We start from the raw sequence: 25779 nt of genomic DNA, 5'->3' as shown, positions 1-25779 counted from the left end.
AAACTATCATTCGGTCCATGTCACCGTGATGGGAACCGAACCCCGATATCCGCAGAGGCCGGACCGTCGTCCACAGCCTTCACGCCCACGTGGTCTTCACGCCTATCTGCGGGGCGGGCACTTTTGGTCCCCGCCCTCCTTCGCCCTGCTTCGCCGCTTCATGCGGCGGCGCCCCGCCGCCGATCATCGAGGAGTACCTCGAGAACCAGAAACGGCCGGGCTGAGCAGCTCACGTGAACCAACTGTCACGGCACCGCTCGGGCCTGGAGGCCCTCCCGCGCTGTCGTTTCCTCCCGGGCGTAAACGCCCGGGGTTCCACGCCAGATCACGCTGAAAGGCGGGTCCGCCCCGGAGTCGCCGCGGCGGCGGGACCGGGCTCTCGACGGGACGGACCATGTGACCACCCGTCTCGCTCTCCGGTTCCGGGCGCTGGCGCGCCACCCGGCCGGCGGCATCCGGCCGCCCAGTTGATCGATGGGCGACCCGACAGATGATCTCACCCTTAATCAGGAAGGCAAAAAACCCCTCCCGGTGATAAAGACGCCAAATCGGACATTATTGGATGCTTCGCCCTTAATGATTTTTTTCGGACATCCAGCAGGCGCCGGCCCCCGGCGCCCGCCTCCGCTGGAGACGCGCCACGACCACATAGGCTGATGTGATGGACAAGGTGGTCAAGAGCGACGCCGAATGGCGCGTCCAGCTCTCTCCCGAGGAGTTTCACGTTCTCCGCCAGGCGGGCACCGAGCGCCCCTTCACTGGAGAATACGTCGACACCAAGACCGAAGGCGTCTACAGCTGCCGGGCCTGCGGGGCCGAGCTGTTCCGGTCGGACACCAAGTTCGAGAGCCACTGCGGCTGGCCGAGCTTCTACGAGCCGTCGGAGTCGGAGGCGGTGACCCTGATCGAGGACCGCTCGCTCGGCATGGCCCGCGTCGAGGTCCGCTGCGCGGCCTGCGACTCCCATCTCGGCCACGTCTTCCACGGCGAGGGCTACGCGACGCCCACCGACGACCGCTACTGCATCAACTCCGTCTCACTCAGGCTGGAGCCCACCGACTGACCACCGGCCCCGCCGGGCCCGCGGCGAGGGCCCGGCGGAGCCGGACATCCCTTCCGCGCCCACCGGCCCGGACATGCCACATTTGGCATCCCGGACGGTGCGGGCGGGCAAAGGCGGGGTAGAGCGAAATCACGCAGAGTATGCGGACACCTCCGTAACGTGATCTTCCTCGAGGAGCCGCCGTGCACATCCGGCACAAGTGGGAGGTCATAGAGATCATCGGCCGGGTGGTCACCCAGCGCTGCAAGGTCTGCGGCAAGACCCGGGTCCGGGTGACCTGATCGGGCGGAACGCCCCGCCGCCCCGCTATCCGCCGGGCTCGGGATGGGTGACGCGGCAGTCGGAGTCGTCGGGCCCGAGGATGTTGGCGAGCACGGGATTGCCGTTCTCCCCGAACTTCGCCTGGACGAAGACCACCGGGCTGGACACACCGAGCTCTCCGACGAGATAGTTCACGCCCGTCTCACACAGCTTCAGTGCCTGCTTCGAGTTGTCCGCCGACTCTGGAAGATCCGTATATATCCGTAGATAGCCGCCGACTATGCGGATGTCCTTGACGCGCTTGGTCGCCTTGTGGCTCTCGAAGTAGGCGAACGCCTTCTTGTCGCTGTGCTTGGACAGCCCGGCGGCCTCGGTCTCGTCCGCCGCCCGCTTCTTCGCGTCGGGCCGGGCTGCCATCACCGGGCCTCCACCGGCGGCGGCCTCCAGCGGCGCCGCCGGGGCCACCCCCGCCGCCGCCTGCGACTGCGCCTGGGACTGCGGGGCCGGCCGCAGCAGGGACCCGCCCAGCGCCAGCACCGCGACCGCCAGCGCGGTCACCCCCACCGAGACCTCAAGAATCCGTGAGCGGATCTTCCTCCTGCGGCGCGCGTCCGCGCGCCCGGTGGACCGTGCCAGGTCTTCGCCTCTTTTCACCCTTGGCCTCACATAGACAGGTGATTTTCCCTGAGTATGGCAAACCACGGGATGATATCGGACGTTTCGCGGAATTCATCTGGCCGTCGTCGCCCCCGGAGCACCACACGTCCCGGGGACACCAGGCGTACCCGGGACGACGGCGCGCCAACCGGCTCCGGGGCACCCGGCCCGCGGCGACGGGCCGGGACCGTGCGGCCTCCGCGCCCGGGCTACGGCAGGGCGGCGATCAGCTCGCTGACCGGCTTGCGGATCCCCGTGAAGAAGGGGGTCTCCTCCCGGGTGTGCCTGCGGGCCTCGGCGGCGCGCAGGGTGCGCATCAGGTCGACGATGCGGTGCAGTTCGTCGGCCTCGAAGGCCAGCATCCACTCGTAGTCGTTCAGGGAGAAGCAGGCGACGGTGTTGGCCCGGACGTCAGGGTAGTCGCGGGCCATCTTGCCGTGCTCGGCGAGCATCCGGCGGCGGTCGGCGTCGTCCAGGAGGTACCACTCCAGGGAGCGGACGAACGGGTAGACGCTGACGTAACGGCGCGCCTCCTCATCTGCCAGGAAGGCCGGGATGTGCGACTTGTTGAACTCGGCCGGGCGGTGCAGCGCCATCGCCGACCAGACCGGCTCGGTCAGCAGCCCGAGGTCGGTGCGGCGGAAACGGGCGTAGGTCTCCTGAAGGTCCTCGGCGGTCGGCGCGTGCCACCAGAACATGAAGTCGGCGTCGGCCCGGAACCCGGTCACGTCGTAGAGGCCGCGGGTGACCACGTCCTTCTCCGCCATCTGGGCCAGCAGGTCCTCGACCTCGTCGGCCACGCCCTCACGGTTGCCCGGGCAGCGCTCGGTCAGCCTGAAGACCGACCACATCGTGTAGCGGATCACCTGGTTCAGGTCGCGCGCCTTGGGCCGCGGGTTCCCGTCCGTCGTCCTCACCTCTTCGTCAGTTCCGTCGACGCCGTCAGCTCGTCAGCGAGTCGGCTCTCTTCTGCCATTCTCCCGTGGGGTCCAGGTGGTCCAGAATCCGGGCCGCCGCGGTGCGGGCGGTGGAGACGCAGGCCGGGATGCCGACGCCGTCGTAGGCCGCGCCGCACAGGGCCAGGCCCGGCTGGGCCGCGACGGCGGCGCGGATGCGGGCGACCCGGTCGAGGTGACCCACGTCGTACTGCGGCAGGGAGCCGCCCCAGCGGGTCACCCGGGAGTCGCGCGGCAGCCCGCGCACTCCCATGACCTCGACCATCTCGGCCATCGCCAGCGCGACCAGCTCGGCGTCGTCGCGCTGGAGCACCGCCTCCTCCCCGAGGCGGCCGATCGAGCACCGCAGCAGGATCAGGTTGGGGTCGGCCTCGGCCAGGTGCGGCCATTTGACCGAGCTGAACGTGGCGGCCTTGATCGGCCGCCCGTCGACGGGCGGCACCAGGTAGCCGCTGCCGGTCGGCGGCTGGGGGAACGCCTCTCGCGGGTAGGCGAGGGTGACGATGGCCATGCTGGCGTAGTCGATCCTGGCCAGCTCGGCGGCGGCCAGCGGCGCCTCACCGGCGAGCAGGCGGCTCGCCGACGGCCCCGGGGTGGCGACGATCACCGCGTCGGCCTCGATGACCTCGGGCTCGGGCACCGGTCCGGCCACCAGCTGCCAGCCGCTCCCGGTCCGGCGCATCTCCCGGACCATGACGCCGGTCCTGATCTCCGCACCGGAGGCCGCGGCCACGGCCTCGGGCAGGCTGCCCATCCCCCGCCGCAGGGTGGTGAAGACGGGCCCGGCGTCCTTGGGCGCCTCGGCGGCGATCGCCCGGGTGGCGGCGAGCAGCGACCGCTCGGACCGGGCCGCGATGGCGATCCTCGGCATCGTCGCGTCCAGCGAGAGCCTGTCGGCCTGGCCGGCGTAGACGCCGCCGAGCAGCGGCTCGATCAGGCGCTCGACCACCTCGCTGCCCATCCGGGCGCGGATGTAGGCGGCCACCGACACGTCGGTGCCGACGAGCGTGGCGGGCAGGATCTGGTCCAGGGGCACGCGGGCGAGGCCGCCGGGGCTGAGAACGCCGGATCTGGCCAGCGAGGTCAGGTCGGACGGGACGCCCATGACATGCCCCTTGGGCATGGGCCGCAGCGCCCCCCGGGACAGGATGGCCGCCTGGGTGGCGCCGGGATGCCGTAACTCCTCGCCCAGACCGACCATCCGGGCCAGGTCCTTGCCCTCGGGCCGCCGCGCGAGCATCGCCTCGGCCCCGGCGTCCGCCGAGACCCCCGCGACCTCGGTGGCCAGAAGCTTGCCACCGACCCGCCGGGCGCCGTCCAGCACGGTCACCCGGACATCTTCGCCGCCCTGTCGCAGGTACCACGCGGCGGCCAGCCCCGCGATCCCGCCGCCGACGACCACCACATGGCACCGGTTGCCTTCCATGACTCCTGACCGTACCGTCCCCCATGGGCGCCCGTGCGACCCGCCACCCTGTGTCCCGCGGGCCCGGGGAACGTGACGTCATCGTGACTCCCCCCGCCAAACCCCACCGGCGGACAGCCCGTCAATAAAGGCATGAGCAGATTCCGGTACGGCCGGCGCCTCGCGGTCCCGCTGGCGGGTTTGGCGTTGTTGGTGTCCGCCTGCGGAGGCACGGGCGGATTCGCGACCTCCGATTCCGCCCCCGCTCCGGCGGCCGACATGCGGACGAAGAGCCAGGCAGGGGGGGCCGACGCGGGCGAGAGCGCCGCGCGGCCCGAGAAGCCGCGGGCGCGGACCGAACAGGTGAAGGTGGTCCCGCAGGACCGGGCGATCATCTACACGGCGGAGATGACGGTCCGGGCCAAGGACGTCACCGGGGCGGCCGACCGGGCACGGCAGATCGTCACCGCCGCCGGCGGCCATCTGGCCATGGAGAAGTCGGACGCCTACTCCGGTGGCGAGGGCTCCGCGATGCTGGTCTTCAAGATCCCGCCCGGGGGCTATCCCGGCGTGCTGGAGCGCCTGGGCAAGGAACTCGGCACGCGCGAGTCGCTCCAGCAGAACACCGAGGACGTCACCGAGCAGGTGGCCGACGTGGAGAGCCGGCTGAGGTCGGCGAAGTCGGCGCTCGACTCGCTGCGCGCGCTGCTGAAGAAGGCCGACACGATCGGCGAGGTGCTGGACGTCGAGCGGGAGATCTCCGGCCGCGAGTCCGATCTGGAGGCGCTGCAGGCCAGGCAGAAGTCGCTCGCCTCGCAGACGAGCCTGGCGACGCTGACGCTGAACCTGGTGGGCCCGGCGACGGTGATCCCCGAGGAGGAGGACGAGCCGTCCGGTTTCCTCGGTGGCCTGCGATCGGGCTGGGAGAGCTTCGTCACGGCCCTCAAGATCGGGCTGACGGTCCTGGGCGTCCTGCTCCCCTGGCTGATCGTGATCGTCCCGCTCTGGCTGCTGGTGGCCTTCCTGCTCCGCCGGAGCAGGAGGAACGGCGCCCGGAGGGCGCCGTCGCAGCCGCTCGCGGCCGCTCCCGGCGGACCGGCGGGGAGCCCCGGCGGCCAGGGATCCCCGTGGGTCTTCGACGGCCCCGAGCGGGATCAGACTCCCGGCCGGGCACGACCTTCCGAGCAGGGACGGGCTCCCGAGGAACCCGGGCCGGCACAGCCTTCCGAACGGGATCAGACTCCCGACGGACCCGGCCGGGCACGACCTTCCGAGCAGGGACGGGCGCCCGAGGGACCCGGCCGGGGGACGGGCCCGGATCCGGCCGAGGGGCCGTAGGGCCGCCGCGTTCCCGGCGCGGGACGTCAGCGGGCCGAGGTCCTGTGCACGAAGTCCGTGAGGCGGGCGAGCTGGTCGGGGTCGGCGCCGGGCGGCACGCCGTGGCCGAGGTTGAAGATGTGCCCTTCGGCCTTGGCCCCGCGGGCGAGGATGTCACCCGCGCGGCGCTCGACGACCTCCCAGGGGGCGAACAGCGTCGCCGGGTCCAGGTTGCCCTGCAGCGCCTTGCCCGGCCCGACCCGCCGGGCGGCCTCGTCGAGCGGGACCCGCCAGTCGACGCCGACCACGTCGGCCCCGGCCTCGCCGAGCAGGGCGAGCAGCTCTCCGGTGCCGACGCCGAAATGGATGCGGGGGACGTCCAGGTCGGCCAGGCCGGCGAAGATGCGGCTGGTGTGGGGGAGGACGAACTCGCGGTAGTCCTCGGGGGCGACGGCGCCGACCCAGGAGTCGAAGAGCTGGACGGCCGAGGCTCCGGCGGCGATCTGGATGCGCAGGAATTCGAGGGTGATCGCGGTCAGCCGCTCCATCATGGCGTGCCACAGGCGCGGCTCGCCGTACATCATGGCCTTGGTGTGGTCGTGGTTCTTGGAGGGGCCGCCCTCGATGAGATACGAGGCCAGGGTGAACGGCGCGCCCGCGAAGCCGATGAGCGGGGTCGGGCCCAGCTCGCCGGTCAGCGCGCGCACGGCCTCGGTGACGTAGGAGACGTCGCCGGGCTCGAGCGGGCGCAGCGTCTCGATCGCGGCGGCGTCCCTGATCGGCTCGGCCACCACCGGGCCGACGCCGGGCTTGATGTCCAGGTCGATCCCGATCGCCTTGAGCGGCACCACGATGTCGCTGAAGAAGATGGCCGCGTCGACGCCGTAGCGGCGGACCGGCTGCATCGTGATCTCCACGATGAGCTCGGGGGTGGCGCACGCGGTGAGCATCGGCACCTCTCCGCGCACGGCCCGGTATTCGGGCAGCGAGCGACCGGCCTGGCGCATGAACCACACGGGCGTGCGGGAGACGGGCAGGCGGCGGCAGGCGCGCAGGAACGGAGAGTCGGCAAGCTCGGGAGTCACCCTCCCAGGGTGCCATGCCAGGGGCGCGGTCCGCTCACCAAGGCCATTAGCTGGGGTTCTCGGTACGAAATCACCGGTTATTCAATGAGATCACTGCCAACAACGCCCAGACAGTTTCAAGTCATGATGACGATCGGGTTCTGCCGGTTTCGAGTGCTTCGTCCGCCAGAAACCGATGTAGGTAGGCATCCGATGCCGTGGGGCGGCGCGGAGCGATCATGTTTCCGGGTACAGTTCCTCCCATTGATGAACCTGGCGCAGCCCCCGGCTGGTCCAAATGTTCGTCAAGTCACCGCGCGGCATCGATTCCGGCACCACTTTCGGGACACGCCGAGCACGTTGCGCGGAATTGTCGGCGCGACGTGCCAACGTCGGACCACGACCCGACGAAAGGCCCGTGCGATGTCCACGATGTGGAGTTCACCCGAACGCCGCGGTGAGCACTGTGCTTCCTGTGCCACCGAGCGGGTTTTCGAGCAGCCCCCCTGTTCCGACGGCCACGGGCCGGGCCTGTGCCCGGAGTGGGCCTGCGCCGAGTGCGGTCACGCGCTGTTCCTCGGGGTCCCCGACGGCGAGGGCGCGCCCGCCCTCCGCCGGTCGATGGCAGTGGCTTGATTGGCTCCAATGGCTCCTACACACACCCCAGTGGTCCCAATGCGCTCAGTTCCGACCTACTCTTCCGATATGACCCTCGGTGACGCACCGCCCGCTCCCGCCGCTTTCCGGCGGGCGGCGGCCACTCTGCGCCCTGCCGAGGTCAGACCGGAGATCGAGCTGGAGGACATCCCGGCGCCCCAGCGCCTGGCCCCCTACTCGGCGGCCATCGGCGCGTCGGTCTATCGCGACGACGACGAGCTGGCGGTCGGCCGCCTCATCATGCTCTTCGACCCGGACGGCCAGCGCGGCTGGGACGGGCCGTTCCGTCTGGTCGCCTACGTCCGGGCGGACATGGAGCCGGAGATCACCGAGGATCCGCTGCTCGGTCCCGTCGCGTGGAGCTGGCTCACCGAGTCGCTCGACGCGCACGGCGCCGGTTACGCCGCCGCCGGGGGGACCGTCACCCGGGCGGTCTCCGAGGGCTTCGGCAACAAGGCCGAGGACCCGGTGACCACGGAGCTGGAGCTGCGCGCCTCCTGGTCTCCGCTGGAGGAGGATCTTTCCGGCCATGTCGCCGCCTGGTGCGATCTGATGTGCCTTGCGGCGGGTATACCACCCCTGCCACCCGACGTGGCGACCCTGCCGCCACGACGTCGCGAAGATCCGGAGCCCTTCCGAACGTGACCGACGAGACAACCATCGTTCCGCTGCTGGAGCCGCGAGAGGGAATCCCGCCCGTCATCGAGGATCCCGCGGGCCTCGCACGTGTCGTGCGCGCCTTCGCCGAGGGCACCGGCCCGGTCGCCGTGGACGCCGAGCGGGCCTCCGGTTACCGCTACAGCGGCCGCGCCTACCTGGTGCAGCTGCGCCGCGCGGGGGCGGGAAGCGCGCTGATCGACCCGACCTACTGCCCGGACCTGTCGGAGCTCGACACGGCGCTGGCCGACGCGGAGGTCGTGCTGCACGCGGCCTCCCAGGACCTTCCGTGCCTGGCGGAGCTGGGCTTCCGTCCCCGGGAGCTGTTCGACACCGAGCTGGCCGGGAGGCTGCTCGGCTACGAGCGGGTCGGGCTCGGCCTGATGGTGGAGAACGTCCTCGGGCTGAAGCTGGAGAAGGGCCACTCCGCCGCCGACTGGTCCACCCGCCCGCTGCCGGAAGACTGGCTGCGCTACGCGGCGCTCGACGTCGAGGTCCTGGTCGAGCTGCGGGACATCCTCCACGAGGAGTTGAAGACCAGCGGGAAGCTGGCCTGGGCGCAGGAGGAGTTCGCCTCGGTGCTGGCGTACAAGTCACCCGCGCCGCGCTCGGATCCGTGGCGGCGCACCTCCGGGATCCACAAGGTCCGCTCGCTGCGCGGGCTGGCCGTGGTCCGGGAGCTGTGGACGCTCCGCGACGAGTTCGCCCGCGAGTCGGACCTCGCCCCCGGCCGAGTCCTGCCCGACTCGGCGATCGTCACCGCCGCCCTGGAGCTTCCCCGCACCACCAAGGCGCTCACCGAGATCCCCCCGTTCACCGGCCGCAGCGCCCGCCGGCACCTGCGTGACTGGCTGGCCGCGATCGGCAGGGGCCGCGCGCTGCCGGACTCGGAGCTGCCGCAGCCCAGCACCCCGGGTGACGGGCCGCCGCCCGCCAACCGGTGGATGGATCGCGACCCGGTCGCCGCCCGGCGGCTGGCCGCCGCCAGAGCCGTGGTGGCCGCGCTCGCCGACGAGCACCACATGCCGACGGAGAACCTGGTCCAGCCCGACGCCGTGCGCCGCCTGACCTGGGAGCCGCCCTCGGTGATCGACGAGGAGAGCGTCTCGGCCCGGCTGCGCGAGCTGGGCGCCCGGGAGTGGCAGATCGGCCTGACCGCCCATCCGATGGCCAAGGCGCTGATCCGGCTGGAGACCAAGGGCGAGATTTAATACATCTGCCCGAAAAGTCGCTTTACCTGCAATCTGTCCCTTAAGTTCTCACGGCGGACATCCCGGGCGAGCCGCGGTCCATCCGTCTCCACGCTGAGACGGCGATCCGGATCGCCCCGAATGGGCGGCGCCCGCGTGCCGCCGCGCCTTTCCGCGCCGCACTTCCAGCACCAATTCCCCCAATTTTCACACCTTTCATGCTTTATGTACGGCATGCAGGCTTATGTCCATTTTCGACGGGCGATCATCTGACCCCGAATGACTTTCCCGGCCTCCGCCCGCACCCGGACGCGGCACCCCGGCGCCCTTGCGGTCTCCCGCCGGCCAGTTCGCCCCGGCAAGGTGATCGCGCCTCATGGTCGGCCGTCTCGCCGGCACCGTTACCCGACTCCTCACGGCCGGGCCGCCCGGACCGCTTCCGGTAAGCGCTTGCCGAGGATGCGGCGGCTGCCGTACGGTTGTCTGGAAAGCGCTTTCCCTAGGAGGCTCGAGAAGATGTCCCCGCGAAGCATCGGCGTCGTGATGAACGGTGTCACCGGCCGTATGGGCTACCGCCAGCACCTGGTCCGATCGGTCCTGGCGATCAACGAGCAGGGCGGCGTGACGCTGTCCGACGGCAGCCGGGTCACGCTCAAGCCGGTGCTGGTGGGCCGGAGCCCGGAGAAACTCGCCAGGCTCGCCGCCGAGCACGGCATCGCCGACTGGACCACCGACCTGGACGCCGCCCTGGCCGACGACGGCAACCTCGTCTACTTCGACGCCCAGGTCACCCAGGCCCGGGTGAAGTCCGTGCTGAAGGCGATCGACGCGGGCAAGCACATCTACGCCGAGAAGCCGACCGCGGAGACCTACGAGGAGGCGCTGGCGCTGGCCGAGGCCGCGACCGCCAGAGGCGTGAAGAACGGCGTCGTGCAGGACAAGCTCTTCCTGCCGGGACTGCTCAAGCTCAAGCGCCTGATCGACGGCGGCTTCTTCGGCCGGATCCTGTCGGTGCGCGGCGAGTTCGGCTACTGGGTCTTCGAGGGGGACTGGCAGGCCGCGCAGCGCCCGTCGTGGAACTACCGCGCCGAGGACGGCGGCGGCATCGTGCTGGACATGTTCCCGCACTGGGCCTACGTGCTGGAGAACCTGTTCGGCCGGGTCCGGTCGGTCTACGCCCAGGCCGTCACCCACATCCCCGAGCGGGTGGACGAGGAGGGCAGGACCTACCCGGCCACCGCCGACGACGCCGCCTACGGCGTGTTCGAGCTTGAGAACGGCATCGTGGCCCAGATCAACTCCTCCTGGAGCGTCAGGGTGAACCGGGACGAACTGGTGGAGTTCCAGGTGGACGGCACGCACGGCAGCGCGGTCGCGGGCCTGCGCGACTGCCGCGTCCAGCACCGCGCCACCACCCCCAAGCCGGTCTGGAACCCCGACCTCCCCGTCACCGCGCGCTTCCGCGACGGCTGGCAGGAGGTGCCCGACAACGCCGACTTCGACAACGGCTTCAAGATCCAGTGGGAGATGTTCGTCCGCCACGTGATCGAGGACGCGCCGTTCCCGCACGACTTCGCCTCCGGCGCGCGCGGCGTCCGCCTCGCCGAGCTGGGTCTGCGCTCCTCCGCCGAGGGCCGCCGCCTGCCGGTGGAGCCCTGATGCGGATCGCACTGCCCGGCGGGGAGCACACCCTGCGCGAGCCGGTCACCTGGGCCAAGCCCCCGGGTCCCGCGAAGAGCCGCACCGTCTACGCCGCCGCCCACGTCGTCGCCGACCCGCTCGGCGACAACACCCCCGGCTCCCCCGCCGCCGTCGACTGGGACGCCACACTGCGCTTCCGCCGCCACCTGTGGTCCCACGGCCTGCGGGTCGCCGACGCCATGGACACCGCGCAGCGCAACATGGGCCTGGACTGGGCGGCCACCCGCGAGCTCATCGGGCGCAGCGCCGCCGAGGCGGCGGCCTTCGGCGACCCGGCCGCGCTGGTGGCCTGCGGCGCGGGCACCGACCACGCGCCGCGGGCCGGGACGCTGGACGAGATCGTGGCCGCCTACACCGAGCAGATCGAGACCGTGCGGAACGCCGGCGCCGGCGTCATCGTCATGGCCAGCCGCCGGCTCGCCGGGATCGCGCGCGGCCCCGAGGACTACCACACGGTCTACGGCAAGCTGCTCTCCCAGGTCGACCGGCCGGTGATCCTGCACTGGCTCGGCGAGATGTTCGACCCGCATCTCGCGGGCTACTGGGGCTCGGCGGACGTGGCCGAGGCCACCGCGTCGTTCCTGGCGCTGGTCGGCGAGCACGCGCCGATGGTGGACGGGGTCAAGGTCTCGCTGCTGGACGCCGAGCACGAGATCGGGCTGCGCGCGGCGCTGCCCGAGGGCGTCAGGCTGTACACCGGCGACGACTTCAACTACCCCTCACTGATCAAGTCGGGCAGCCACGCGCTGCTGGGCATCTTCGACGCGATCGCCCCGGCGGCGGCCGCGGCCCTGCACGCGCTCGACGCGGGCGACCTCGAAGGCTACGACGAGATCATGGAACCGACGGCCGTCCTCTCCCGGAAGATCTTCGAGACGCCGACCTACCACTACAAGACCGGCATCGTCTTCCTGGCCTGGCTCAACGGCCACCAGGACGCCTTCTGCATGGTCAACGGCGCCCAGGCGGCCCGCTCGCTCCCCCACCTGAGCGAGGTGTTCCGCCTGGCCGACCGGGCCGGGCTGCTGGCCGACCCCGAGCTGGCGGTCTCCCGGATGAGGTCCCTGCTGGCGGTGCACGGCCTGTGAGCGGGCAGACCGGAGGCGGACGGGCCGTGCCCCGTTTCGCGCTGAACCAGTGGACGACCAGGCGATGGTCGGTGGCCGAGGCCGTCGACGGATGCGTACGGCACGGCGTCGAGGCCATCGGCCTGTGGCGGCAGAACGTCGCCGAGCAGGGGCTGGAGGAGACCGTCAAACTGGTCGGGGACGCCGGGCTGCGGGTGTCGTCCCTGTGCCGGGGCGGCTTCCTGACCTCGGGGGACGCGCTCGACGACAACCGCAGGGCGATCGACGAGGCCGCCGCCCTGCAGGCCGCCTGCCTGGTCATGGTGGTCGGCGGCCTGCCGGGCGTGGTCCCCGGCGAGCCCCTGGGCGCGATCTCGCGGGATCTGGCGGGCGCCCGGGAGCGGGTCGCCGAGGCGCTGGCCGCCCTCGCCCCGTACGCCGGTGAGCGCGGGGTCAGGCTGGCCCTGGAGCCGCTCCACCCGATGTACTGCGCCGACCGGGCGGTGCTGTCCACCCTCGGCCAGGCCCTGGACCTCGCGGAGCCGTACCCGGTGGAGCAGGTCGGCGTCGTCGTCGACACCTTCCACGTCTGGTGGGACCCGCAGGTCCTCCGGCAGATCGCCAGGGCCGGGGAGCGGATCGCGAGCTACCAGGTGTGCGACTTCCTGTCCCCTCTCCCGGCCGACGTGCTGCTCGGCCGGGGGGTGATGGGCGACGGCGTGATCGACTTCGCCCCCCTGACCACGGCCGTGGCCGAGGCGGGCTACACCGGGGACATCGAGGTGGAGATCTTCAACGCCGACGTGTGGGCCGCCGATCCCGACGAGGTGCTGCCCAGGATCATGGCCAGGTTCGGCGAGCTCGTCGGAGGCTGACACGCGGGGCCGGACCTGCGGCGGAAGGCCCGTTCCGCCGCGGGACGGAGGTGTCCATCCGGTCCCGATGACGGCTTCACGCCGGAGCGGTGGGCGGGTAACCGTACGGTGGGGGTATGACGACCGCAGAGAGCGAAGCGAGTCCCGCCATACAGCGGCCGCCGGAGCATGTGACGGCTGTGTTCGAAGCGATAAGGGAGTGGGAGGCCGCCAATCCGGAGTCGGCCCCCTCAGGGCAGGGAGAGGCCATTCTGTGGGCTCTCGGCAAGCGTGACCAGGCGCCGATCAGCGGTCGCCCGGCGTCGGGAGCCTTGCCCACTCTCGCCGAAGCACGTGCGGAGATCGATGCCGCCGAACGGGTTCCGCGCGAGGGCCGGGTCGTTCCGGCCGACGGGGTCATCAGTGCCCTGAACTGGTTGATCGGCGCGAAGGACGGAGTGCCGATGCCCGGCCGCCGTTCCTCCACGGGCTGGGGACATCTGGTCGGCGGCCGCGGGGTGATCCTCCGCACCGACGCCGAGATCGACCGGGTCGCCGAGCTCGCCCGGGCGGGCCTGCGGAGCATGCCGGGCGAGCGGGAGAAGGCATGGTGCTCCGGAACGGTCGCCGTGTGTGAATGGCTGCTCGGTCACCGCTCGAAGTCCCCCGTCCGGAACACCCCCCGTCCCATTCACGGGCCGACCGGACTCAACCTCGGAATGGAGGAGAGCGCCGCCGAGGACGTGTCCCGGCAGCTCGGCCGGGGGCGCCAGCATCCTCCCGCCTACGGCGACGGGGTCATCTGGACGATCCGCTGGCTACGCGGGCAGATCACCGTCCCGCCCATGAACGAGCAGGGACAGCCGACGCTCAGCAACCGCTGACCGCCTCCTACGACGCGAACGGCCCGGACACCCGCGGGGTGGCCGGGCCGTTCGTCGCGCCGGGGGACGGCCTCAGGCGGGCCCGCGCGTGCTCTCCCGCAGGACCACCTCACCGGCCACGGACTCGGCCCGGATCTCCTCGGCGGCGTCGAGGGCCAGCTCCAGCGCGCGGGCGCCCATGTCGGCGAGCGGCAGCCGTACCGTGGAGAGGGCCGGGACCAGGTCCCGCAGGGTGACGATGTCGTCGAAGCCCGCCACGGAGATGTCGTGCGGCACCCGGATCCCCCGGTCCCTGAAGGCCGCCAGCGCGCCCACCGCCATCACGTCGTTGACCGCGAACACGCACGTGGCGCCGGAGACCTCGGCCGCCGCCGCGTAGCCGCCGTCCCGGTCGAAGGAGCCGTGCACGATCTGCGGGGCGGGCAGGCCGAGCCCGGCGAGCACCCCGGCGAACCCCGTCGCCCTGTCGCGGGCCGTGATCAGCCCGGCGGGACCGGCCAGCACCGCGAAGCGGCGGTGCCCCAGTCCGGTGAGGGCCCGGGCCAGCGCGGCGGCGCCCTCGCGGTTGCCCGGCACCACCGTGTCGGCCCCGAGCAGGTCCTGGCCGACGCAGGCCACCCGGCCGCCGGTCTCCCGGTAGCGGTCGAGCTCCTCCCGGAGCCTGCGGGTCACGTGGGGGTCGGCGATCCGGGATCCGGCGAGCAGCACGGCGCGGACCCGCTGCGCGTTCAGGGCCGAGACGTAGGAGATCTCCCGCTCGGGGTCGCGGCGCGTGGTGCCGACCATGACCACGAGTCCCTTGCTGTCCGCCACCCGCATGGCCCCGTCGGCGAGCGCGGCGAAGTAGGGGTCGGTGAGGTCGTGGACCACCAGCCCGATCACGTTGCCGGCCCCGCGGGCCAGCGTCTGGGCGGCCACGTTGGTGCGGTAGCCGAGCTGGGCCGCGGCCAGCTCCACCTTGGCGCGCAGGGACGCCCCCACCTGCCGGGTGCTTCCGTTGAGCACCCTCGACGCCGTGGCGAGCGAGACGCCCGCCTGCCGCGCGACATCCTCAAGCGTGACCATCGGCGACCTCCAGGAAAGCGTTTTCAAGTCTGCCAGAGACGCCCTCCTCCCGCATCCCGGCCGCACGGGCCCCCTGATCGCACGAGGTGTTGTTACCGACCAGTAGCATAGGGGGGAAGCTACCCAGCAACGAGGAGCGAACCCCGTGCCTTCCTCTCGTGACGTCGTATTCGTCGACGGCGTGCGCACGCCGTTCGGCAGGTCGGGCCCCAAGGGGCTGTATGCCGAGACGCGCGCCGACGACCTGGTGATCCGCGTCATCCGCGAGCTGATCCGGCGTAATCCCAACCTGCCGCCGGAGCGCGTCGACGAGGTGGCCATCGCGGCCACCACGCAGATCGGCGACCAGGGCCTGACCATCGGCCGCTCCGCCGCGGTGCTGGCCGGGCTGCCCAAGAGCGTCCCCGGCTACTCGATCGACCGCATGTGCGCCGGCGCCATGACCGCGGTGACCTCGGTCGCCGGAGGCATCGCCTTCGGCGCCTACGACGTCGCCATCGCCGGCGGCGTCGAGCACATGGGCCGCCACCCGATGGGTGAGGGCGTGGACCCCAACCCCCGGTTCCTGGCCGAGCAGCTCGTGGACGGCTCCGCCCTGGTCATGGGCATGACCGCGGAGAACCTGCACGACCGCTACCCGTCCATCACCAAGGAGCGCGCGGACGCCTTCGCCCTAGCCTCCCAGGAGAAGGTCGCCAAGGCCTACGCCGACGGCCGGATCCAGCCCGACCTGGTCCCGATGGCCACCCGGTCGGCGGAGAAGGGCTGGGGCCTGGCCACCGCCGACGAGGGGCCCCGCCCCGCGACCACCCTTGAGGGGCTCGCCACGCTGAAGACCCCCTTCCGCCCGCACGGCCGGGTCACCGCGGGCAACGCCTCCGGGATCAACGACGGCGCGACCGGCTGCATCGTGGCCGCCTCCGACGTCGCCGAGGAGCTCGGCCTCACGCCGAAGATGCGCCTGGTCTCCTACGCCTTCGCGGGCGTGGACCCCGAGGTCATGGGCGTCGGCCCGATCCCGTCCACCGAGCGGGCGCTCCGCCTGGCCGGGCTCTCGATCTCCGACATCGGCCTGTTCGAGATCAACGAGGCCTTCGCCGTACAGGTGCTGGCGTTCCTGGAGCACTTCGGCATCGCCGACGACGACGCGCGCGTCAACCCCTACGGCGGCGCGATCGCCTTCGGTCACCCGCTGGCCTCCTCCGGCGTGCGGCTGATGACCCAGCTCGCGCGCGAGTTCGGCGAGCGCCCCGACGTCCGGTACGGCGTGACCACGATGTGCGTCGGCATGGGCATGGGCGGAACGGTCATCTGGGAGAACCTGGGCTGGGAAGGTAAGAAGTGACGGACATCAAGGAACTCTTCGCCGACGAGGTCGTCACCAGGGCGATCGTCCGCGACGTGGAGCTGCCGTACGGCGCGGGCACGATGGCCCTGATCACGCTGGACAACGGCTTCGACCACACCAAGCCGTCCACGTTCGGCCCCGGAGGCCTCACCTCGCTGAACGAGGCCCTGGACTCGGTGGCCGGCCGCGGCGACCTGGCGGCCGTGGGCGTCATCGGCAAGCCGTTCGTCTTCGCGGTGGGCGCCGACCTCAAGGGCGCCGCGACGGTCTCCGAGCGGGACCAGGCGCTGCGGATCGGCAGGCTGGGCCACGAGGTTTTCCGCCGCCTCGGCGAGCTGGAGGTGCCGTCGTTCGCGTTCGTGAACGGCGCGGCGATGGGCGGCGGCCTGGAGGTCGCCCTCCACTGCACCTACCGGACCATCTCCTCCGGCGTGCCCGCGGTGGCCCTGCCCGAGTGTTTCCTGGGCCTGGTGCCCGGCTGGGGCGGCACCCAGCTGCTGCCCCGCCTGATCGGCCCGGCCGCGGCCATCAAGCTGATCATCGAGAACCCGCTCTCGCAGAACCGCATGATCAAGGGCCGCGACGCCTTCGCGGCCGGCGTCGCCGACGCGATGTTCGAGCCCGCCGACTTCCTGGAGGAGTCGCTGCGCTGGGCGGCCCGGGTGCTGCGCGGCGAGGTGACCGTCTCCCGGACCGACCATACCGCCGAGGACTGGTCCAAGACCGTCGCCGACGCCCGCTTCCTGGTCGACATGAAGCTGCACGGCGCCTCCCCCGCCCCCTACCGGGCGCTGGACCTGATCGAGCTGGCCCGCACCGCCTCGCGCGACGAGGGCTTCGACGCCGAGGACCAGGCCCTGGCCGACCTCCTCATGGGCGACGAGCTCCGCGCCGGCCTCTACTCCTTCGACCTGGTGCAGCGCCGGGCCAAGAAGCCCGCCGGCGCCCCCGACAAGGCCCTGGCCCGCAAGGTCACCAAGGTCGGCGTCGTCGGCGCGGGCCTGATGGCCTCCCAGATGGCGCTGCTGTTCGCGCGCCGCCTGGAGGTCCCGGTCGTGCTGACCGACCTGGACCAGGCCCGGCTGGACAAGGGCGTCGGCTACGTCCACGCCGAGATCGACAAGCTCCTCGGCAAGGGCCGCGTCTCCGGCGACCAGGCCAACCGGCTCAAGGCCCTGGTGACCGGTTCGCTGACCAAGGACGCGTTCGCCGACGCCGACTTCGTCATCGAGGCGGTCTTCGAGGACCTGAAGGTCAAGCAGAAGGTGTTCGCCGAGGTGGAGGAGGTCGTCTCCGCCGAGTGCGTGCTGGCCACCAACACCTCCTCGCTGCCGCTCACCGAGATGGCCTCCTCGCTGCGGCACCCCGAGCGGGTCGTGGGCTTCCACTTCTTCAACCCGGTGGCCGTGATGCCGCTGCTGGAGATCATCCGGGGCGCCGGGACCGACGACGCGACGCTGGCCACGGCCTTCTCGGTCGGCCGGTCGCTGAAGAAGTCGTCCGTGCTGGTCAAGGACGCGCCCGCGTTCGTGGTCAACCGGATCCTGACCCGGTTCATGGGCGAGGTCATCGGCGCCGTCGACGAGGGCACTCCCCTGGAGGTCGCCGACCACGCGCTGGACGGGCTCGGCCTGCCGATGACCCCGTTCACCCTGCTCCAGCTCGTCGGCCCGGCCGTCGCGCTGCACGTCGCCGAGACCATGCACGCCGCCTTCCCGGCCCGCTACGGCGTCTCGGACAACCTCGCCAGGCTGGTCGCGGCGGGCAAGCCCGGCGTCTACGCCCCGGACTTCTCACTGGACGCCGAGGCGGTGGCCCTCTTCTCCGGCGGGACCTCCCCGTCGACCGCCGAGGAGGTACGGCTGCGCGCGCTGCGGGCGCTCGCGGAGGAGATCCGCCTCATGCTCGACGAGGGCGTGGTCGCGGCCGCCCAGGACATCGACCTGTGCATGATCCTCGGCGCGGGCTGGCCGTTCCACCTGGGCGGCATCGCCCCGTACCTGGACCGGACCGGGATCGCCGAGCCGCGCTTCCTGCCGCCGGGCGCGGCCTCCGTCCCCGCCTAGCGTCGCCTCCCGTCCCGGCCTTCCCTGACGGCCGTCCCCGCCCCGCGCGCGCTCCGGCCCGCGGGCCGACGGGGCGCGGGGGCGCGGGGCGGGGAACCGGGCGCATCTTCCCCGCGCCCGGCTCCCCGCCCCGGCCGGTCGCGCCGGCCCGCCGCAGGGGATGCCGGGCCGGAGACCGGGCGGATTCTTTTACCGGAAGAGGACCTGGGCATTACCCGGCCGGGGAATCACCCCTCATGTGAGAACCGTCAAGATCGTCTCCGCGGCGGCGGTGTTCGCCCTCGCGACCGCGCTGCCCCCCGCCGCCTCGCCCGCCTCGGACCGGTCGCCCGTCCCCGGGGGCGGCTCGGCCCTGACACTCACCCTCTCCGTGGCCGACGGCACGAACTCCGGCGTCTTCCTCACATGCGACCGGGAGGGCGGCAGCCATCCCGACCCCTTCACGGCCTGCGGCCTGATCCGCAGGGTCGGCGGCGACCTGTCGAAGCTCGCCTACGACATCGACATGATCTGCCCCGAGGAGTATCTCCCGCACACCGTGCGGGCCCTCGGCACCTGGGAGGGCAGGCCTGTCTGGTTCGGCAGGACCTACGACAACCGCTGCGAGATGACCGCCCTCACCGGCCCTCTCTTCCACATCTGAGCCTCCGGCCGCGCGGCCCTGGTCCGGGATCTGAGCCCTCCGCCCGCGCGGGCCCGACCTGGGGGCCACCCGTGGCCTGAACGGCCGCTACCGGCTGTCCAGGGGCCGCCGTGACACCCGGCTGTGGCGGTAGCCGTAGGTGACGTAGACGACGACGCCGACGATCATCCACACGACGAACCTGACCCAGGTCTCCACCGGCAGGTTGAGCATCAGGTAGAGGCAGGCCAGCACCGACAGGATCGGCACCAGCGGGACCAGCGGGGTGCGGAAGGAGCGCGGGAGGTCGGGGCGGGTGCGCCGGAGGATGACCACCGCGATCGAGACGATCACGAACGCGAAGAGCGTGCCGATGTTGACCAGCTCGGCGATCGTCGACAGCGGCACCAGTCCCGCCAGGATCGCGACGATGACACCCACCATGATGGTGATCCGGTACGGCGTGCCGAACTTCGGGTGGACCTTGGCCAGACCGGCCGGCAGCAGGTGGTCCCGGGACATCGCGAACATCACCCGCGACTGGCCCATCATGAGGATCATCACGACGGTGGTGAGACCGGCCAGCGCGCCGATGCTGATGAGCGTCGCCGCCCAGGTCTGGCCGACCGCCTTGAACGCGTCCGCCAGCGGCGCGGCCTCGCTGAGCTGCGAGTAGGGCTGCATGCCGACGACGACCAGGGAGACCGCGACGTAGAGGATGGTGCAGATGACCAGCGAGGCGATGATGCCGATCGGCAGATCACGACGTGGGTTGCGGGTCTCCTCGGCCGCGGTGGCGACCACGTCGAAGCCGATGTAGGCGAAGAACACGATCGCGGCGGCGCTGAAGATGCCCAGCACGCCGAAGGCGACGGGGCTGATCCCGAACAGCACCTGGATCAGTGGCGCCGCGAGGCCCTCCACCGCGGGGGTGGGCTTGGACGGCGGGATGAACGGGCTGTAGTTGACCGCATTGATGAAGAACAGCCCTGCCACGATGACGAGCAGGACGACCGCGAGCTTGACGGTGACGATGACCAGGTTGAACCGGGAGGAGAGCTTGACCCCGGAGACCAGGATGACGGTGAGCAACAGCACGATCAGTGCCGCGGGCAGGTTGAAGGTCGCTCCCTCGCCGGCGATCGCGGCGGGCAGGGTGATCCCCATGGAGGACAGCAGCGAGGTGAGGTAGCCCGACCAGCCGACCGCGACCACCGCGGCGGCGAGCATCAACTCGAGTGTCAGGTCCCAGCCGATGATCCAGGCGGGGAACTCGCCGAGCGTGGCGAAGGCGAAGGTGTAGGCCGATCCGGCCACCGGCACGGTGGAGGCGAACTCGGCGTAGCAGAGCGCGGCCAGCGCGCAGACGATCCCGGCGGCCACGAACGACAGCGCGACCGCGGGCCCCGCCAGATCCCTGGCGACCCGGCCGGTGAGCACGAAGATACCGGTACCGATGATGACGCCGATGCCGAAGACGGTCAGGTCAAGGGCGGAGAGGTCCTTGCGCAGCCGGTGCTCGGGCTCCTCGGTGTCCTGGATCGACTGCTCTATCGATTTGACGCGGAAAACCTCCACGGAACCCCTCCTGACTTTCCGAAGTCGCTATCCCCCACAGGTCAGGTCATGCCCACCTGATCAACGGCTGAACGGCGAACTAGGGGTTCTTTAGGGGAAAGTCCCGATGTCTTCCGCTCTCCCCCGCGACACCATCGAGTCATGCTCTTGGACATGCTGGGCCAGTTGGACCCATATCTGATCGGCGCGGCGCTGCTGGCGGTGCTCGCGCTGGACGGTTCCCTGCTGATCGGGGCCGTGCTCCCCGGGGACGCGGCGATCGTCGTGGCGGGGACCGCGCTGACAGGCCCCGCCGAGATCGCGGTGGCGGCGGTCGCCGGGGTGATCGGGTGCTGTCTGGGTGCCACCGGCGGCTGGCTGATCGGCCGCCGGTACGGCTCGCGCGTCCGCCACAGCAGGGCCGGCAAGTGGATCGGCGAGCACCGCTGGGCCCGGGCCGAGCGGTTGACCACCGGCGAGGGCGGCGGCCCCGCCCTCGCCGCCTCCTTCTTCCTCCCGGTGGTCAACGCGCTGACCCCGGTCCTCGCCGGAACCCTCGGCGTGCCGTACAGCCGGTTCATCCGCTGGACGCTGGCCGGCAGCATGGCATGGGTGAGCACCTATCTGGTGCTCGGCTCGCTCGCGGGGGAGTTCGTCCGGCAGAACGAGCACCTGATGGTGCCGGTCGCCGGATGCGTCGCCCTCCTGGCCGCGGGCCTCGCCGTGATCGGCCGGCGGGCCCGCGCGGACAGGAGGGCACGGGTCAGCGAGCCGGGTGGCTCTCCAGCGCCGCAGACCGTTTCGCCACCGCTTCAGTGATCTCACGGGCGATGTCCTGCGAGGTCAGGCCGATCTCGCTGAGGATCTTCGCCCGCTTCGCGTGGTCCAGGAAGCGCTGCGGGATGCCGTAGGTGCGGACCGGGACGTCCACGTCGGCGTCGCGCAGCATCCGGGCGACCGCGTCGCCGACACCGCCCACCCGGCCGCTGTCCTCGACCACCACGACCAGCTTGTGCGCGCCGGCGGCCGGCACCAGGGCCTCGTCCAGCGGCTTGACCCAGCGCGGGTCCACCACGGTGGTCGAGATCCCCTGGGCGTCGAGCAGGGCGGCGGCCTCCAGGCACATCTCGGCCATCGGGCCGACGGACACGATCAGCACGTCGGGGTCGCCCGCGTCGGGGTCGCCCGCCCGCAGCACGTCCATCCCGCCGAGCTGCCCGACCGCCTCGATCTCGGCGGTCACCGGCCCCTTGGGGTAGCGGATCACGGTGGGGCCGTCGTCGACCCGCACGGCCTCCGCCAGCAACTCGCGCAGGCGCGGCTCGTCGCGCGGGACGGCGATGGACAGGCCCGGGACGACCTGGAGGATCGACAGGTCCCACATGCCGTTGTGGCTGGCGCCGTCGTCGCCGGTGACGCCCGCCCGGTCGAGCACGACCGTGACCGGCAGCCTGTGCAGGGCGACGTCCATGAGGAGCTGGTCGAAGGCCCGGTTGAGGAAGGTGGAGTAGAGGGCGACCACCGGGTGGAGCCCGCCGAGGGCCAGGCCCGCGGCGCTGGTCAGGGCGTGCTGCTCGGCGATGCCGACGTCGTAGAGACGGTCGGGGTAGGCCTCGGAGAAGGGGATCAGGCCGGTCGGGCCGAGCATCGCGGCGGTGATCGCCACGATGTCCTGCCGCTCGGCGCCGAGCCGTACGATCTCCTGGCTGAAGACGTTGGTCCAGCCGTGCGGCTTGGGCTTCTCCTCGCCGGTCAGCGGGTCGAAGGGGGTGGGCGAGTGGAAGCAGTCCTCGTCGTGGTTCTCCGCGAAGGAGTAGCCGAAGCCCTTCTTGGTGAGCACGTGCACGATGACCGGGCGGCGGAAGCCGCGGGCCTTGCGCAGCGCGGCCTCCACGGCCTGCTCGTCGTGGCCGTCGACCAGCCCGATGTATTTCAGGCCGAGGTCCTCGAACATGACCTGCGGGGCCAGGACGTCCTTGATGCCCTTCTTCACACCGTGCAGCGCGTCGTAGACCGGGGGGCCGACCACGGGGACCTTCGCCAGGTTGTCCTTGACGAACTCCAGCACGTCCTCGTAGCGCTGGGTGGCGCGCAGCGAGGCCAGGTGCGAGGCGAGGCCGCCGATGGTCGGCGAGTAGGAGCGGCCGTTGTCGTTGACGACCATGATCAGCGGCAGGTCCCGGTGCGCGGCGATGTTGTTGAGCGCCTCCCAGGCCATGCCGCCGGTGAGCGCTCCGTCGCCGATCACCGCGACGACCGTCCGGTCGCTCTCGCGGCGCACCTTGTAGGCCTTGGCCAGGCCGTCGGCGTATGACAGCGCGGTGGAGGCGTGGGAGTTCTCGACGATGTCGTGCTCGGACTCGGTCTGGCTCGGGTAGCCCGACAGGCCGCCCTCCTGGCGGAGCGTGTCGAACAGCCCCGCGCGGCCGGTGAGCATCTTGTGGACGTAGGCCTGGTGGCCGGTGTCCCAGAGGATGCGGTCGCGCGGCGAGTCGAAGACCCGGTGCAGCGCGATCGTCAGCTCGACCACGCCGAGGTTGGGTCCCAGATGGCCGCCGGTGCGGGCGGTGGCGCTGACCAGCAGGTCCCGGATCTCGGCGGCGAGCCGCGGCAGCTCGGCCGCTCCGAGCAGTTTCAGATCCCGTGGCCCCTTGACCGACTCCAGAAGACTGCCAGGCCGTCCGGTCCGCTCACTCACGGAATCATCTCCTCTGTCCAGTCAGCATCAGACCGAGTCTAGTTCGCGTGACGGGCACTGCCTCCAAGGAAGGGGATTCTGCACGTTTTATTCACACTTGCAATAGCCTTTGCCTCACCATGAGCACTCTCCCCTTTAGGCAACTATCGTCACTCATCGTCGCTTCCTTGGCTTTCTCCCTGGTCACGGGCGTCGGTGCCGCGAACGCCGCCACTCCCTCGACCGCCAAGGCCTCCGTCGCGGAGACCGCCAAGGCCTCCGTCACGAAGGAGCAGGCTCCCCCGCGCGGCCGCACCGCCGCCACGGCCAACCCCCTCTACCGGACGGGCACGCTGCCCGACCTGCGGTGCACGACCGGACAGATCCGCGCGGGGAGCGCGGCTTCCTACAAGATCTTCATGACCCGCGTCAACCGCTGCCTGAACCTGATGTGGAAGACCCAGTTCAGGAAGGCGAAGCTGCCCTTCGCCCAGCCCAAGCTCCGCTTCGTCACCTCCAAGGTGAGCAGCCCCTGTGGCCGCTGGCCCAGCGGCGCGGGCGGCTACTACTGCTCCAGCAACCGCACCATGTACATCGGAGTCACCCGCGCGGTGCTGAAGAACCCGTACGGGCCGAACCACGCCCAGTTCATGGCCCATGAGTACGCGCACCACGTGCAGCAGCTCGCCGGCATCATGAACTACTACGGCCAGAGCGTCTGGCGGGCCAGGTCCTCCACCAAGCTCGCCTTCTCCCGCCGTCTCGAACTGCAGGCCGACTGCCTGGGCTCCGCCTTCCTGCGGCAGGTCGCCGACGATCTGCCGGTCGACCAGGAGCAGTGGGACGCGATGGTCCGGTGGGTGGACGAGAACGGTCACAAGAGCTGGCCGACCAACGACCACGGCAAGGGCCGCAGCCAGGCCTACTGGATGGAGCGCGGTTTCAACGCGGGCTCCCCGTCCGCGTGCAACACCTGGACCGCGTCCCCCCGTAGCGTCGCCTGACCCTCCCGCAGCGACCCCCGACCCCTTCCAGCCGAGAATGCGGCCGTGCCTTCCGCACGGCCGCATTCCGCTTTACCCTCAGTTTCCCCTCTACTAGGGTTCGGGATCATGCGTACCCCCCTTATCGCCGTGCTTTCCGGCGTGCTCGCGAGCCTGCTGTTCGCCGGCACCGCCGGCGCAGGCGTCGCGGAGCAGGCCGGGCCGGCGCCCACGGGCAAGACGGCCCTGACCGGCAACCCGATCTACAAGAGCGGGAAGCTCGACCTCAAGAAGTGCGAGGAGCAGCCCGTCCGCCCCGACGACCTCGACTCCTCGCGGGTCTACCTCGAATTCCTGATGGACTGCCTCAACGAGAGCTGGGAGTACCAGCTCACCAAGGCGAAGCTGCCGTTCTCCAGGCCCAGGCTCGAAACGATCTCCCGGATCGGCCGCCCCACCGGCTGCGGCGACTTCCCCGAGGGGGCCCAGGCCGTCTACTGCCCGATCAACAAGAAGATCACCTTCTTCCTCAGCCCGTCGATCCTCTCCCAGCCGACCGAGCTGTTCCTGTTCCAGGTGATGGCCCACGAGTACGGCCACCACGTGCAGCAGCTCTCCGGGATCATGGGCGCGGTCGACAGCCGGACGTACAAGAGCGACAAGGACTTCCTGCCCGTGCTCCGCCAGGTCGAGCTCCAGGCCGAGTGCCTCAGCGGCGCCTTCATCGGCAGCGTCTGGCAGTCCCTGGGCCGCCGCCAGTCCGACTTCACCTACGTCCTGCGCGCCGCCTACGACACCGCCAGCCACGGCAAGGCCGTCAACATCGCCTACTGGCTGAAGCGCGGCTTCGACCAGGAGGGCCCCGGCGCCTGCAACACCTTCTCCGCTCCCAAGTCCAAGGTCGCCTGACCACTCCCCCTCTCCACGACCACCCGTCGCCGTCCCACAGCCGCGCGACGGGTGGTCGTCTCTTTCCACCCGGAGGGTGAGTTCTTCACTCCCGGGAAGAGAACGCCGGCCGTTCCGGGCCGGACACGAGTGGCGACAGGGACTTGACTCTGCGTAATGTGGTGACACGACCTGTGTGCCCTCCGCGCCGTAACACCAGGTCCGGTCCCCCCATTGCCCGACGGCGAGGAGAAGAACGCGTTGGACACGACAGACGTGCGCATCCAGGTCCTGGAGACCGATGTGGCCGTGCTCAACATACGCACCGAGGAGAACAGGGCAATGACTTCGGCGATGTTCGAAGCGCTCAACGACCTGCGCACGGTGACGGCCGACCTCCGGACGGAGGTCACCGGCCTCCGGACGGAGGTCACCGGCCTCCGGACGGAGGTCACCGGCCTCCGGACGGTCACCGACGGACTGCGCAAGGGGCAGGACGAGCTCCAGTCGAGCGTCGCCGAGCTCCGCCAGGGGCAGGACGAGCTCCGGTCGGGCGTCGCCGAGCTACGCCAGGGGCAGGACGAGCTCCGGTCGAGTGTCGCCGAGCTCCGTATGACCACCGTGGCCCTCCGGATCGGACAGGACGAGCTCCGCGGGGACGTGGCCTCGGTCAAGCGCTCCGCCGGAAACCTCGAGTCGTCCATGAAACGGGCCGAGGGTGATGTTGCCGACCTCAAGGCCGGTCACATCGAGCTTCGCCACCTGGTGGCCGGTCTGATCAAGTGACGCGCGACGGCCGTCGGCACTCCTCGGGTGAGGGGTGTCGGCGGTCGTCCGTAT

The 25779-nt window shown here is 71.1% G+C and carries 22 protein-coding genes; 15 read left to right on the top strand and 7 right to left on the bottom strand.

Annotated elements, in window-relative coordinates; translation table 11 throughout:
• Window positions 1-661 precede the first annotated feature (661 nt).
• Window positions 662-1063: a peptide-methionine (R)-S-oxide reductase MsrB gene (msrB, locus tag BM085_RS35050; RefSeq protein WP_031159535.1), complete on the top strand. Its 402-nt coding sequence runs from the start codon at window positions 662-664 to the stop codon at window positions 1061-1063.
• A 306-nt stretch (window positions 1064-1369) separates the two neighbouring features.
• On the opposite strand, the gene BM085_RS35045 is transcribed toward msrB, so the two are convergent.
• The 3 genes from BM085_RS35045 to hemG form a co-directional block, all read right to left on the bottom strand.
• Window positions 1370-1978 carry a hypothetical protein gene (locus BM085_RS35045; RefSeq protein ID WP_143121193.1) on the bottom strand — a complete coding sequence of 203 codons (609 nt, stop codon included), beginning with the start codon at window positions 1976-1978 and terminating at the stop codon, window positions 1370-1372.
• A gap of 212 nt (window positions 1979-2190) precedes the next feature.
• Window positions 2191-2898 carry a hydrogen peroxide-dependent heme synthase gene (hemQ, locus tag BM085_RS35040; RefSeq protein ID WP_093891090.1) on the bottom strand — a complete coding sequence of 236 codons (708 nt, stop codon included), beginning with the start codon at window positions 2896-2898 and terminating at the stop codon, window positions 2191-2193.
• Window positions 2899-2923: 25 nt separating this feature from the next.
• Entirely contained in the window at window positions 2924-4363 is a 1440-nt protein-coding gene (gene hemG, locus BM085_RS35035) for a protoporphyrinogen oxidase (RefSeq protein WP_093891089.1), read from the bottom strand.
• Window positions 4364-4495: 132 nt separating this feature from the next.
• Here hemG and BM085_RS35030 point away from each other — a divergent pair, with 132 nt between their 5' ends.
• Window positions 4496-5680, top strand: coding sequence for a DUF4349 domain-containing protein (locus tag BM085_RS35030; RefSeq protein ID WP_093891088.1), 1185 nt, complete (start codon window positions 4496-4498; stop codon window positions 5678-5680).
• A 26-nt stretch (window positions 5681-5706) separates the two neighbouring features.
• Here BM085_RS35030 and hemE read toward each other — a convergent pair whose 3' ends face one another.
• On the bottom strand, window positions 5707-6744 hold the full coding sequence (gene hemE, locus BM085_RS35025) for a uroporphyrinogen decarboxylase (protein ID WP_093891087.1): 1038 nt from the start codon (window positions 6742-6744) through the stop codon (window positions 5707-5709).
• A 684-nt stretch (window positions 6745-7428) separates the two neighbouring features.
• On the opposite strand from hemE, the gene BM085_RS35020 reads away from it, so the two are divergent.
• The 6 genes from BM085_RS35020 to BM085_RS34995 all read left to right on the top strand — a co-directional run bounded on the left by BM085_RS35020 (window position 7429) and on the right by BM085_RS34995 (window position 13733).
• On the top strand, window positions 7429-8025 hold the full coding sequence (locus BM085_RS35020) for a DUF3000 domain-containing protein (RefSeq protein ID WP_012893162.1): 597 nt from the start codon (window positions 7429-7431) through the stop codon (window positions 8023-8025).
• The gene (locus tag BM085_RS35015; RefSeq protein WP_093891086.1) at window positions 8022-9248 is read left to right on the top strand and encodes a ribonuclease D; all 1227 of its coding nucleotides are present in this window, start codon (window positions 8022-8024) and stop codon (window positions 9246-9248) included. Before BM085_RS35020 ends, BM085_RS35015 begins: the two co-directional genes overlap by 4 nt.
• Window positions 9249-9743: 495 nt before the next feature.
• Window positions 9744-10886 carry a Gfo/Idh/MocA family protein gene (locus BM085_RS35010; RefSeq protein ID WP_093891085.1) on the top strand — a complete coding sequence of 381 codons (1143 nt, stop codon included), beginning with the start codon at window positions 9744-9746 and terminating at the stop codon, window positions 10884-10886.
• On the top strand, window positions 10886-12016 hold the full coding sequence (locus tag BM085_RS35005; RefSeq protein WP_093891084.1) for a dihydrodipicolinate synthase family protein: 1131 nt from the start codon (window positions 10886-10888) through the stop codon (window positions 12014-12016). The genes BM085_RS35010 and BM085_RS35005 overlap by 1 nt, the downstream gene beginning before the upstream one ends.
• A gap of 26 nt (window positions 12017-12042) precedes the next feature.
• The gene (locus BM085_RS35000) at window positions 12043-12870 is read left to right on the top strand and encodes a sugar phosphate isomerase/epimerase family protein (protein WP_342742924.1); all 828 of its coding nucleotides are present in this window, start codon (window positions 12043-12045) and stop codon (window positions 12868-12870) included.
• A 116-nt stretch (window positions 12871-12986) separates the two neighbouring features.
• Window positions 12987-13733: a hypothetical protein gene (locus tag BM085_RS34995; protein WP_143121192.1), complete on the top strand. Its 747-nt coding sequence runs from the start codon at window positions 12987-12989 to the stop codon at window positions 13731-13733.
• A 72-nt stretch (window positions 13734-13805) separates the two neighbouring features.
• Here BM085_RS34995 and BM085_RS34990 read toward each other — a convergent pair whose 3' ends face one another.
• Window positions 13806-14798, bottom strand: coding sequence for a LacI family DNA-binding transcriptional regulator (locus BM085_RS34990; protein WP_093891081.1), 993 nt, complete (start codon window positions 14796-14798; stop codon window positions 13806-13808).
• 145 nt (window positions 14799-14943) lie between these two features.
• Between BM085_RS34990 and BM085_RS34985 the strand changes: the two genes are divergently transcribed.
• The 3 genes from BM085_RS34985 to BM085_RS34975 all read left to right on the top strand — a co-directional run bounded on the left by BM085_RS34985 (window position 14944) and on the right by BM085_RS34975 (window position 18855).
• Window positions 14944-16143 (top strand): thiolase family protein, encoded by a 1200-nt coding sequence (locus tag BM085_RS34985; RefSeq protein ID WP_093891080.1) that lies wholly within the window; start codon window positions 14944-14946, stop codon window positions 16141-16143.
• The gene (locus tag BM085_RS34980) at window positions 16140-18212 is read left to right on the top strand and encodes a 3-hydroxyacyl-CoA dehydrogenase NAD-binding domain-containing protein (protein WP_093891079.1); all 2073 of its coding nucleotides are present in this window, start codon (window positions 16140-16142) and stop codon (window positions 18210-18212) included. Before BM085_RS34985 ends, BM085_RS34980 begins: the two co-directional genes overlap by 4 nt.
• Before the next feature lie 238 nt (window positions 18213-18450).
• Window positions 18451-18855 carry an SSI family serine proteinase inhibitor gene (locus BM085_RS34975; protein ID WP_177245429.1) on the top strand — a complete coding sequence of 135 codons (405 nt, stop codon included), beginning with the start codon at window positions 18451-18453 and terminating at the stop codon, window positions 18853-18855.
• A gap of 87 nt (window positions 18856-18942) precedes the next feature.
• On the opposite strand, the gene BM085_RS34970 is transcribed toward BM085_RS34975, so the two are convergent.
• Window positions 18943-20412 carry an amino acid permease gene (locus BM085_RS34970; RefSeq protein WP_093891077.1) on the bottom strand — a complete coding sequence of 490 codons (1470 nt, stop codon included), beginning with the start codon at window positions 20410-20412 and terminating at the stop codon, window positions 18943-18945.
• Between the two features lie 141 nt (window positions 20413-20553).
• Here BM085_RS34970 and BM085_RS34965 point away from each other — a divergent pair, with 141 nt between their 5' ends.
• Entirely contained in the window at window positions 20554-21210 is a 657-nt protein-coding gene (locus tag BM085_RS34965; protein ID WP_093891076.1) for a DedA family protein, read from the top strand.
• On the opposite strand, the gene dxs is transcribed toward BM085_RS34965, so the two are convergent.
• Complete coding sequence (dxs, locus tag BM085_RS34960; protein ID WP_093891075.1) at window positions 21155-23089, bottom strand: 1-deoxy-D-xylulose-5-phosphate synthase; 1935 nt, start codon at window positions 23087-23089, stop codon at window positions 21155-21157. The genes BM085_RS34965 and dxs overlap by 56 nt on opposite strands.
• Window positions 23090-23256: 167 nt before the next feature.
• On the opposite strand from dxs, the gene BM085_RS34955 reads away from it, so the two are divergent.
• From BM085_RS34955 to BM085_RS34945, 3 genes are all read left to right on the top strand, one after another.
• Complete coding sequence (locus BM085_RS34955) at window positions 23257-24072, top strand: neutral zinc metallopeptidase (protein WP_143121191.1); 816 nt, start codon at window positions 23257-23259, stop codon at window positions 24070-24072.
• 108 nt (window positions 24073-24180) lie between these two features.
• Entirely contained in the window at window positions 24181-24960 is a 780-nt protein-coding gene (locus BM085_RS34950; RefSeq protein WP_143121190.1) for a neutral zinc metallopeptidase, read from the top strand.
• Between the two features lie 240 nt (window positions 24961-25200).
• Entirely contained in the window at window positions 25201-25725 is a 525-nt protein-coding gene (locus tag BM085_RS34945; protein ID WP_143121189.1) for a coiled-coil domain-containing protein, read from the top strand.
• The last annotated feature ends 54 nt before the right edge of the window (window positions 25726-25779 follow it).

The sequence above is a fragment of the Streptosporangium canum genome (assembly GCF_900113865.1).
In the GTDB taxonomy this organism is placed as follows: Bacteria; Actinomycetota; Actinomycetes; order Streptosporangiales; family Streptosporangiaceae; genus Streptosporangium; species Streptosporangium canum.
This window is presented reverse-complemented; position numbering and strand designations above follow the sequence as displayed.